At 69.7% G+C, this 10,624-nt stretch carries 12 protein-coding genes; all 12 read right to left on the bottom strand.

All coding sequences use genetic code 11. From position 1 onward, the window contains the following. On the bottom strand, positions 1-865 hold an 865-nt coding region (locus WC493_RS19465; RefSeq protein ID WP_373067598.1), incomplete at its 3' end, for a hypothetical protein. Beyond that, positions 865-1,620: a hypothetical protein gene (locus WC493_RS19460; RefSeq protein WP_373067596.1), complete on the bottom strand. Its 756-nt coding sequence runs from the start codon at positions 1,618-1,620 to the stop codon at positions 865-867. The genes WC493_RS19460 and WC493_RS19465, both read right to left, overlap by 1 nt. Beyond that, positions 1,617-3,350, bottom strand: a complete 1,734-nt coding sequence (locus WC493_RS19455; RefSeq protein ID WP_373067593.1) for a hypothetical protein — start codon at positions 3,348-3,350, stop codon at positions 1,617-1,619. Before WC493_RS19455 ends, WC493_RS19460 begins: the two co-directional genes overlap by 4 nt. Further along, positions 3,350-3,805, bottom strand: coding sequence for a hypothetical protein (locus tag WC493_RS19450; RefSeq protein WP_373067591.1), 456 nt, complete (start codon positions 3,803-3,805; stop codon positions 3,350-3,352). Before WC493_RS19450 ends, WC493_RS19455 begins: the two co-directional genes overlap by 1 nt. 9 nt (positions 3,806-3,814) lie before the next feature. Further along, positions 3,815-4,042 carry a hypothetical protein gene (locus WC493_RS19445; RefSeq protein WP_373067589.1) on the bottom strand — a complete coding sequence of 76 codons (228 nt, stop codon included), beginning with the start codon at positions 4,040-4,042 and terminating at the stop codon, positions 3,815-3,817. 163 nt (positions 4,043-4,205) lie between these two features. Beyond that, complete coding sequence (locus WC493_RS19440; RefSeq protein ID WP_373067586.1) at positions 4,206-4,715, bottom strand: hypothetical protein; 510 nt, start codon at positions 4,713-4,715, stop codon at positions 4,206-4,208. A 19-nt stretch (positions 4,716-4,734) separates the two neighbouring features. Continuing rightward, positions 4,735-6,459 carry a hypothetical protein gene (locus WC493_RS19435; RefSeq protein WP_373067584.1) on the bottom strand — a complete coding sequence of 575 codons (1,725 nt, stop codon included), beginning with the start codon at positions 6,457-6,459 and terminating at the stop codon, positions 4,735-4,737. Beyond that, positions 6,456-6,968 carry a hypothetical protein gene (locus WC493_RS19430; protein WP_373067582.1) on the bottom strand — a complete coding sequence of 171 codons (513 nt, stop codon included), beginning with the start codon at positions 6,966-6,968 and terminating at the stop codon, positions 6,456-6,458. Before WC493_RS19430 ends, WC493_RS19435 begins: the two co-directional genes overlap by 4 nt. Beyond that, positions 6,965-7,255 (bottom strand): hypothetical protein, encoded by a 291-nt coding sequence (locus WC493_RS19425; protein WP_373067579.1) that lies wholly within the window; start codon positions 7,253-7,255, stop codon positions 6,965-6,967. The genes WC493_RS19430 and WC493_RS19425 overlap by 4 nt, the downstream gene beginning before the upstream one ends. A 100-nt stretch (positions 7,256-7,355) precedes the next feature. Further along, the gene (locus WC493_RS19420) at positions 7,356-8,396 is read right to left on the bottom strand and encodes a major capsid family protein (protein ID WP_373067577.1); all 1,041 of its coding nucleotides are present in this window, start codon (positions 8,394-8,396) and stop codon (positions 7,356-7,358) included. A 2-nt stretch (positions 8,397-8,398) separates the two neighbouring features. Next, positions 8,399-9,298 carry a hypothetical protein gene (locus tag WC493_RS19415; RefSeq protein ID WP_373067574.1) on the bottom strand — a complete coding sequence of 300 codons (900 nt, stop codon included), beginning with the start codon at positions 9,296-9,298 and terminating at the stop codon, positions 8,399-8,401. 3 nt (positions 9,299-9,301) lie between these two features. Beyond that, complete coding sequence (locus tag WC493_RS19410; RefSeq protein ID WP_373067572.1) at positions 9,302-10,531, bottom strand: DUF2213 domain-containing protein; 1,230 nt, start codon at positions 10,529-10,531, stop codon at positions 9,302-9,304. Positions 10,532-10,624: the final 93 nt, after the last annotated feature.

Raw genomic sequence — 10,624 nt, 5'->3', positions numbered from 1 at the left:
TGAAGTAGTATTGCGTCGGCGCCGACGTTGAAAGCTCCGTCGGCGGCGTCGCCGTCATGTCGAACTCGGTGATGTTGATCGCGCAGCGGTACGTCTCGCCAGAGAACCAGAAACACGGCTTGACAGACGTGCGTGGGAGGTTCTGCCCCGCCTTCCTCGACCACAACCCGGTGATCGGCTCGATCTCGAACTTCATCGCCCCGCCGACCGCCTCGACGTTCTGGCCGATGATCCCCCGGTACACGCACTCGCTCGTGCCAGGCGTCCCGGTCGCGTCGAGCATCGAGACGTAAACGTCGGCGCGGCGCCCGGCGAACACGGAGGCGCCGTCGAAGACCGCAGGCTGACGGCGGGGGTACACCGACGTGTCGACGACGTGGTCAGCCTCGAGCGAACCGTAGAGGCCACGGGTGAGCCCGGTGAAGTCGCCGCCGGCTTTGCCGGTGTAGGCACACGCCTCGAGCCCGCAGTAGAGGACCCCGGCGGCGGGCCAGGCCGAGTAGTCGTCGACCGTGGCCGCGACGTCGCCGATCATGAGCGAGGCCGTGAGGCGCGTCATGCGGAGGGCCCGCCACGACTGGATCATCGCCGAGACGCCGCCGCCGACGTCGACGATCTCGACGGGGAACGACTGGACCTGGAGGGTGCCGTCAACGAACGAGGCGCGCTCCTCGACCGTGCAGCCGCCCCAGCGCATCCATGGCTTGACACCTGAGAAAAGCCGGTTCCCTGCTCCGTCCCAGTACCAGAGGTCTGCGACGGGGGGCTCGAGCCCGCCCGAGTACTCGTCGGCGAACACGTACTCGATCCCGGCGACTCGCAGCCAGACGATGGCCTTCCCAGACGGTTCACTCGACCATGTCATCAGACGGGCTCCCGGTGGAACAGGGCCGAGACGGCGACGTACAGCGGCGGCACGTCGCGGTCACGGACCACGCCATCGACCAGGGTGGCGATGTAGAAATCGACGTTCTGAGTCCCCCACGAGGCCACGGTCCCGAGCGCCCGGTTCGGGTAGACGTAGAACGGTGCCATGACGCACGCGGTCCACCAGGCCGCCAGGCCCCGGAGCGTGTCGTCGTACTCGGTCCAGGTGATCACGTCGAGCTCGAACGGGGACTCCCGCGACGGGTTCGCCGGGCCGATCGTGCGCGCCTCCTCGTTCCCGGCGATCGCCTGGCTCACCGGCCATGTCATCTTGAAGCCGAACCGGCTCGCGAAGCCGGTCCCCCGGTTGACCGTGCGGCCCCAGGACATCAGGCCGGGGTACCAGCCTGAGAGGTGCTGGCTCGTAGCGGTGAGGGCGTTCGCGCCATCAACGGCTTCCGTCTCCGCGAACCCGAGTTGCGAGGACAGAGCGTTCGCCGTCCCGGCCCAGCTCACCGTCCAGGCGCCATCAGCCGAGATCACGACGGTCCCAAGCGACGAGCACGTCACGGTGAACGTGAGCGCCGACGGACTCGCGATGAGCAACGCCTGGAGGTCGGTGCACAGGTCGAGGATGTGGTCGTAGGTCCCGGCCGGAACCGTCACCGTGCGGGCCACGCCGTCGTTGAAGGCGAAGACCCAGCCACCAGCCGGAACCGTGATGCCCCAGAGGATTTTCGGGAAGGCGCTCATTGGTCATACCCCGATGCGCCGGAGAGCATGTCGGCATCGCCGCCGCTCCGCTCGTACTCCCAGCGGGCGCGCTCGACGCTGCGACCGAGCTGGCTGTTCGATGTACCCCAGGCGAAGATCGTCACGTTCGTCGAGGTGTTCTCGCCGGGCGTCGACCGCTCTGCCTGGGAGGAGAAGGACGGTGTCCCTGGGCCGACAGCCGAACTGGCAGCGCCGCCACCGCTCCCGTCATCCCCGAGACGGACGCCAGCCATGACGGCGGCGGCGGCGTAACCTGCGGCGGCGGTGATGTGCGCCGCCATCGCGTCGTACCTCATCTCGCCGTAGGCGGTCGCCGCCTGGGCCACGGCCGTCGCCGCCATTACCGTGTTGTAGGCGATGAGGAATCCGCCCTCGGCCTTCTTCAGTCTGTCGAGGCGATCCGTGTGCGCCTTCGTCGCGCTCTCGATCGCCTTCTGCGAGGCACCCGACGCCTGGAGCACGCTCGTGATGTTCGCGATCTGCTGCTCCTGCTGGGCGGCGAGTTGCGAGAAGACACTCCCGCCGGTCTGGGCCAGGGACGCGAACGCCGTCACGGAGCCGATTACCTGCTCGCGGGTGTAGTCGCGGATCGCCTGCTGCTGTGCCTTCTCCTCTGCGGCCCATTCGAGGCGCATCCGGTGGGCCTCACGATCGAGATCCGCCTGGGCGTCCGTCGCTGCCTTCATCGTGGCGAAGGCGGCAAGGCGCGTTTCCTCCTCAAGCTGGATCTCCTCGATCACGTTCGTCTGGTTGTTGTAAATGTCGTCGTAGAATTGGCGCGAGGCCTCATCTCGAGCTCCGGCGCCGAGACGCTCAAGCTCCTGGAGCATTTGCTCGTCGGTGATCCTGGTCTGCGTGTTTCTAGATCCGCCACCTCCGGTCCTGGTGCGCCCCCGGCCAGCTCGGACGCCCTGGTTCCCCAGGAACCCTGAGGGCAGCGTGGTCTGCCCGCCAGGCAAGACCGTGCCCTCGTCGTAAAACAGATTTTCCTGGGTCGACTGCGGGAGGTTGGCGTACTCGCCCATCTCCCCCCAGCCCGTGTCGTAGTCGTCGCCGACCGGGGTCATGTACCCGGGCTGCCGACGACGCAGGGCTTCGACCATGCCGGCCCGCGTCCCGGTCCCGGTGTTCCCCAGGCGCCCGCCCGAGAAGTAGCCGATCCAGTCCCGGAGCTCGCCGACGAAGTTCGACACGTCCGAGCCGGCCGACCTGGCCGCTGGGGCGAGATCCCTGAAGGACCCGGTGAGGCCGTTGATGAAGTCGGTGAAGCCGCCGCCTCGGGCCACGCCATCGGCCAGGGCGCGCATGAACCCGGTGGCGCTGGACTCCAACTCGTCGTACTCGCGGCCGAGGTCTGAGCTGTACTCCCCGAGGGCTCGAGCCGCCTGATAGGCGCCCTGGAAGACGACCCGCATCGTCTGGTAGGCGACCTTCATCCCCTCGATCCGCTCCATGATCCGAGCGGACTCGGTGCGCTGGATCTCCGAGAGGCGGCGCGACTGCTGCTCGGCGGTCCGCTGGGCGGCGACGACGGCCTGCTGAGCTGCAACCCTCGCGCGCGCGGCCCGTTCGTCCTCGAGCGCCCATCGCTTCTCGGACTCGGTCATCTCCTTGACCGTGGCCTTCGCGCTCTCGAGCGACTTCTTGGTCGCCTCCTCGTTCAGGACCTTCAGGACAAAGGAGATTTGTTCGTTTTCCGCGCCAGCCATCACCGCCTCCAATGCCCCTGGATCGCATCGAGCAGGTGCCCGGTCTGCTCGCCCGGCGGCGGCGGGACCCCGTGCCTAGAGGTCGCGCGACCGATGCTCACCAGCCAGGTCTTCCGCCTGATCGTCGCCGGCTTGTTGTGGCCGAGCCCGCCGGTCGCGATCCGGTTTCGGAGCCACGCGGCGATCACCTTCGCCGCCTTCGCAAGCGCCGCCTCGACCTTCAGGTGGTCGCCCCATGGCGCCGCCCGGATGATGGCGCGAGCCTCGACGACGGCGGGGCAGCCCGGCGGGACCTTCAGCGGGTCGCCGACGGTGCCGACGAGCCAGGCCGCCTTTTGCTGGTTGAACGCGCCGCGGACGAAGACCTCGCCCCTGCCGAACTTCGTGCCCAACGACTTGATGAGCGCGGTGAGGCGCGTGCCTGGTGTGTGGCGGATCTCGACGGCGACGGTCATCGGGTCACCTCACGACTTCCGCTGCGCGGCGATGTGGGTCTCGAGCCGCGCCTGGGCCCCGTCGAGCCGCGACCAGACCCGAGCGAGATGCGAGACGCGGGCCGAGGTCTTGCGCCGCAGGCCGCGTAGCGCAGCCCACCGAATGGCCTCCGAGAGCTGCACGGCCTCGCCGCCGACGATGTAGCGGTCCCCGAGGTAGTGGCGGGGGCAGTCGGGCCAGCTCGCCCAGATGTCCACAGGCGCTGACCACGGGCCGACGGGCTCGACGGCTCCGCTGCCCCGGAGCGCCCATGGGACCCAGCACTGCCGGGCGTAGCTGCACGAGATCGAGCACGGCGGGACCTTGGCGTCGATCTGGCGCGAGAAGGTCTCGGCCAGTAGGACGCCGGCGTCATGGGCGTCACCCGCCCCGCTGAAACGTCGCCCCGTAGATCAGCCCTGAGATCCAGGTGAGAGCCGGGATCACGTCCATGACCGGCTCGCCCGTCCCTGGGTTGACCTCTGGGGCTCCCGTCTCGGGGTTGACGCGGGGGACCCGCGCCGGGTACTTCTCGCCGATCCTGGCTACGATGGACAGCGCCTGCGTCACGAGGCGCGACGGGATCGTGTCGGACCGCCGCCGCAGGGCCACGCCGTCGATCGCGAGGAGCCCGTAGGCCACGGTGAGGCGCATGCCGTCGAGTTCGTCGGTTGTGCGGCGTCCCTCGGCGAGCAGCACCGCGTCGCGCTCGCACTCGTCGAGCGGGCGCCAGAGCCATCCGGCCGGCTTGCCTTGGGGTATTGGCTCCAGGCCCTCGCCGCGCTCGCGCCACGCCTGGTGGTCGGCCGTCGCCTGGTCGATGTCGGGGTCCCCGAGCCAGTACGACGTCCTGGGCCTCAGGTCGATCTCGAGCTGCTTCAGGTCGAACATCCCTCTCTCCTCTCGCGCGTCAGCCCTGGGCCAGGAGCCAGCAGGGCAGGAAGGACGAGTCGGTGTCGTGGTCGATCACCTCGCCCTCGGCCGTCATCGTCACGACGCCGTCGCCGCCGGTGAAGTCCAGGGTCTTGAGCTGGACGTCGTGGGCCCACCAGAAGTGCACGCCGGGCTTCCCAGGGATCGAGCCCTCCTGGATCGAGAGCGACGTCCCCTCGGACCTGTCGCCGCTCGCCGCGTCCTCGATCCACCGCTTGTTCTCGGCAGCGACCTTCGCCGCGATCTTGAACGTCGGCCTCGAGGTCGCGTGCCTGAACCCGGCATTGTGGTTCGGGGCACCGACCGCGCCCTTCGTGGCGTAGCCCGGCCCGATGTTCACCGTCGCGTTCTCGACCTCCATCTCGACCCCGGCGTAGACCAGCCGGCCACCGCTCGACATCAGCGGGGCGATCGTCGGGCGCTTGAGGCGGAAGGCGCGGACGAGGTCCTGGACGAGGTCGTCGCAGTGGACGCGGTAGTAGTCTGAGCCCTGGACCGCCATCTTGTACTTCATCGGCTGGCCGAGCGCCCACTCGAGCTCCCAGCTCGGCGCGCAGCCGTAGATCTCTTCGAAGATGCCGTCGGACCACCACTGGTAGATGGTCATCAGGCGGCGCGCGACGTCCGATGGGTGCCACGTCCGGAGCCCTCGGATCGTCGAGGCGTTCACGATCGGGATGCGGAGCGATGGCGACGGGACGAACGGCGTCGCGGGTGCCGCCGTCGTGTCGGCGCAGACGAAGGCGTCGCCGGATGCCGAGACGTAGACCCTGCCGTTGTAGGCCGTCCCGGCGCCGTAGGCCACGCTCACGGTCGTCCCGCCGGCCCCCGCAGTGAGGTCAGAGATCGGGACCCCTGCAACAGCTGAGACGTCGGCGAGGCCGCAGCCGAGGAAGCGGCCGATCTCGCCGAGGAGTCCCTGCCTGTCGGGGCCGGATCCTCGCGCCTGGAACTCCAGGGTGCCGCTCGCCTTCCGCAGGCCGCGCACGGCGAAGGGTCCCTCAAACCGCCCCATGCTCGAGCGGGCGATCTTGTCCTCGGTGCACTTGATCTCCCCGGTGCACTCCGGACAGCAGACGATCTTCGCGAGGTCGCCGATCGCCGAGTTCCCTGCCAACCCGACGGTGAAGATGCCTCCGACGTTCGTGTAGTCGGTGATGAGCCGCAGCGTCGTTTCGGGCGTGTTCGTCACCTGGCGGCACCACACGTAGGGCCCGCCCGCGTAGGCCGACCCGTTCCAGTGGTCGTCGGGCTCGAGCGCGGTGTCGTGGTTGGCGTCCTCGAGCTGCACGGCCGAGCCGCCCGTGTCCTCGGCGATCACCGGGGCACCCGTCGAGACGATGACGAAGGTGTCGCCGATCTGCGTGCGCGCCGGCCACAGGTCGCAGACGCACGTCCCGGTGGCTGTCGTGTACTGGACCACCTGGCGCTCGAGTCCGACGTTCGGCGCTGAGGTCGCGTTCGCGGCCGAGACGCAGCGGAGGATCGCGCCGACCATGTTGGCGTTCGAGAGCGTGATGAGGGCCAGGGCGCCTGAGACGATCGTGCGGCCAGAAACGCCGTCACCCGCCAGCGCGCCGAGCCCGTCAGCGGCGAAGGCCACGATGTCCCCGGTGGCGATGGTCGTCCCGAAGCGCGTGGAGTCGGCCTCGACCTGGTCGATGATGGCGATCGCCGAAAGCGTGGCTTGTTGGTCACTCATGGAAGCGTCTCCCTGTACTCAACTCGCAGTTCCAGCGCGAGCGAGAAGATCCCCGTGGGGCCGTCCTGGTTTCGTTGCGGCACGATCGCGTCGGTGGCGACATGGGACGTGACCCAGCCATCGACCAGATCGATGTTGAATGGGTACTCGAGTGCGTTCTTGATCGTCAGCCGGTCGTCCGAGATGCGCTGGTGCATCGCCGTCGGCCCGTCGTCGGGGGTATACCCGTAGTTGACGACAATCCGAATCACGCGGGCGTCGTACCGCTCGTGACCGGCGACGTTCGCGGGACGCCCTCCGGTGATGGTCGGCGGGTAGTGCTCGCCGGGGAGGATCGTGGCGGGACGGGGGTCCGCGTCGCACGGGGCGCCCTGGACGAGCTCGTCAGGTCCGACTACGACGAGCTTTCCGACCGGGACGGCGAGCGAGGATCCGTCAGGGTGCACTCCGAAGTCGGACCCATCGAGGAGGTCTGCGATCTTCGCGATGATGTCCGCGTCCACGCTCACGGCAGCACCCGGTACACGCGCCCGGCCCCACGGATGATGTCGTCCAGGCAGGCCCGCGCGCCTGCGAGCATGTCCTCGGTCACCGAGACGCGCTTGTCGCGGGAGTACGGCGAGACGGCGAGGATAACGTACACCTGCCACTCGACCGCGTCATCGTAGACCGTGGCCGGAATCACAGTGGCGTCGAGGATGCGCCCGGCCTTATCGATCGCGTCCTGCACCACGGCGTCGGGCGGCGCAGTGGTCATCTCCGGGTGGTGCGCGCGGAAGCTGGCGACGGTGACCATCGCTCTCGACGGTCACACGCGCGACGCTCGCGCGGAGATTCCCTGGGGAGGAGCGCCGCCGGGCGGGAGAGAGGAACCGCCCGGCGGCGAGAAGCGACGATCAGGCCATGTCGAAGTAGAGCGCGCCGAGGGGGTGCATCGACTCGACTCCGCCCACGCGGCGGTGCAGCGTGATCGAGTACCCGGTGTCCGTGGGCACGGGCGGGAACTGCTCGGGACCCGCCGAGACCATCGGCGAGAAGACGTCGAGCGACTTCTCGTAGAAGATGGCGCGGTTCGTACCGGCCGGGCCGGTGGCCGACTGGCCGGTGAGCCTGGGCCACGGCACGATCGTGATGCCGAAGGTGTTCTCGAGCACGGTCTTCAGGTTCGGCGCGTAGCCCGCGGCCGTGTCGGGCGTGATCAGCCGGCCCCACTCGAGCGGGGCCACCGCGACGTGCGTGACCTTGTACAGCGAGGTGCGCTCGAGCCACGCAATGCAGAGTGAGAAGTCCGTCACGATGTTGGCGTTCGTCGTCGCCGCCGCGGCCCAGAGGCCGGTCGTTGCGACGGGGATCAGCGTGACCGCGCCCTGGACCACGGGGACCAGCGCGTTGTTGATCATGCCGGTGATGCCCGCCGAGGCGTTGCCGGTCGAGAGGACCTGGTCCACCGTCGTCGCGACGACTCGGTTCGCGCCGTCGCCCAGCATCGCGGGGAGCGGCACGCGGGAGTAGGCCGCCTGGCGGATCTGCTGGTAGCCGAGGTTGAACTTCGTGAGCACGCCGTAGATCGGCTGCGGGTGCTCCTGGCCCTGGACCTCGACCGTCGCGATCTCGGTCTCGTAGGTCGCCGTCAGCGTCGCCTCTCCGAAGACCTCGTGACCGCGGCTCATCACCGAGGCCGCCGCCATGTCGACGGGCTCGCCGCGCTCCATCATGGACTCGGCCATGAGCGCGACGTAGCGCCTGTCGAACGGGCGCGCGAGGATCTGCGCGAGCGACCGCGTGAAGAGCGCCGTGTCGGTGTCCTGGATCAACCCTCGGCCGCGCATGTCGCGGCAGAAGCTGTCAACCCAGCGCCGCTGGTCGGCCCTCCACCGCTTCTCGGCGGGCGACTGGCCGGTGTACTTCGGGATCGTCCCTCGTTCTCTGGTCTTCATGTTCAGCCTCCGATCCTGACGAGCGCAGGCGCGCCCGCGGCGGCGGCCGTGGCCCAGTAGGCGCCCGAGAGGAGCGCGAAGTTTCCGGACTGCTGCGCCTCCGAGCCCCAGCGGGTCATCTGCCCCGTGACGTCGAGGGCGGCAGCGACGACGCGCACGGCGACGGGATCGCCCTCGGTGACGGCGAGCGCGGCGGTCGTCTCGACGATGGCCGCGACCAGGCCATCCTTCACCATCACCATCGGGTCGGTGACGTCGAAGGTGAGCGTCGCCGTGGCGCTCGGCTCGATCGCGCGCTCGTAGGCGGCGATGCCGTAATCGAGCTTCCCGAGCGTGCGGCAGGAGCCCGCGCCGCCCGCGGTGCCGATTGTCAGCGTGCCGCCGCCGGCGCCGTCGCAGGGGCCGATCAGCGTGGCGAGGTGCTGGGCGAACGTGGTGTCTGTCGTGACGGTCACGCCGCCGCCGGCCGGGAAGGTCCAGTCCTCCTCGTGGTAGCGGCCGTCGGCGTCGATGCCGAGGGTGCGACCCCAGCTCCAGCCCTGGGCCGCGAGGCCCCAGTTCGCGTGGGCGCTGAAGGTGTAGGTGATGCGGCGGGGGTTGAAGATCCGACGGAACCCGACGACGCCGTTGAGCACGCCGCCGGGCGCGCCGGCCACGTCCTGCACGGTCTGGCCCGCAACGACGGGGACGATGCCCGCGGCGAGCGTGACGATCGAGTCTGCGTCGAGCGCGGCGAGCGCGGCGAGCGGGGCGGCCTGTCCGAAGACGGCGCCGCGCTGGCACACGAGGCCGGCGCGAATTCCGGCCGTGCCGGTGAAGCGCGCGTACGCCTCTCGGACGGAGCCGACGACCTGGCCCTCGACGTAGGTCGTGGGCTGAGTGACTGCGGTGATCCAGGGCATGGCTCAGTCCTCCTCTCCGGCGTCGCGGCGGGCGGCGCGATCGCGCGCGTCCCACAGCGGCTGCATCGGGTCGCTGTCCTCGCGCTCGTCGTCGTCCACGGAGACGGCGTCGTCGGCGAGGTCCGCGACGGTGCGGACGCCAGCGCGCTCGAGCGCGTCCTGGTGCCTGGCCTCGGCCTCGAGCGCCCCGGCGATCCACTCGTCGGAAGCCTTCGCGTCGACCTTCACTCCGGCCGCGCGCAGCCCCGCGATCCTGATCTCGCGGTCGGTCGGCGCCTTGCCGTCCTTCGGGCGCAGCGCGTCGCGCTTCGCGCCGAGGGCGAGCGCCTGGCGCACCAACTCGGAGCGAGCCGCGGCGCGCGCGTCGAGCTTCGCCGGGTCGCGAGCGTCGGCGAGCTCGGCGGTCAGCGAATCGACCGTTCCGCTCGCCGAGTCGGCTCGGCCCTTCTCGCGATCGCGCTCGGCGGTGAGCGCGTCCACCTTCCGCTGGACCTCGGCGACTCGGGTGTCACCGTCGGCCCGTGCCTGTCGGCCGTGCTCGAGCTCCTGCTCCAGGGCCGCACGCGCGGTCGCGTCGGCCGTGAAGCGGAACGGGATGCCGCCGAGCTTCAGCTCGAACTCGTTCATCTGCTTCTCCTTGCCGTCGCGGCGCACGCCGGCCGGCGATTCATCGCCCCCCGGGGGGAGCTGGTTTCCTGTGCTGTCGAGGAGTAGGCGGGCGCCGCGGCCGGCGCGGGCGGTGCCCTGCGCGATCGAGGCGACGTGGTTGCCCACGACGTCGGCCTGCTCGCAGTGGTAGGGCTGCCCCTTGTATTCGCCTGGGATCGGGACCTCGTCGGCGAAGTAGCCGCCCGAGAGCTCTGGCTTCTCGCCGCGCTCAACGCGGTCGATCAGGTCGCGCGCCTTGAAGTGGAACTGGCCGCGGAGCCAGGTCTCACCGTCGTCGTCGACCGCCTCGACGTTCTGGAGGTGCCCCTTCGCGAGCTGCGTCCAGTTGTCGGCGTTGACGAACGTGCCCGGGTGCTCGTCGGTGATCGAGACGCCCTCGAACGTCGAGGCCGAGGCGCGTACCATGGCGGCGGGGCGGTACTCGATCCGCTCAGAGCCGTCGGGGTTGCGGTAGGTCTGGAGGCCGCTTCGGGCGAACTGCCCAGGGACGATCAGCGAGCCATCAGCGGCGCGGCGCCGGGCCGAGTAGTCGAGGACGACGCGATCGAATCGGAGCTTGCCCACGTCCCGAAGGTCGCAGGCAGATCAGCTGCGCGGAGATTCAGGCGTCAGACAGAACGGCAGACGTTGGAGCGGTCCAGTTCGGCCATCACAGCA

It is taken from the genome of Zavarzinia sp., assembly GCF_041650655.1.
Classification (GTDB): Bacteria; Pseudomonadota; Alphaproteobacteria; order Zavarziniales; family Zavarziniaceae; genus Zavarzinia.
The sequence above is the reverse complement of the archived record's forward strand: the minus strand, read 5'-3'. Positions and strand labels throughout refer to the sequence as shown.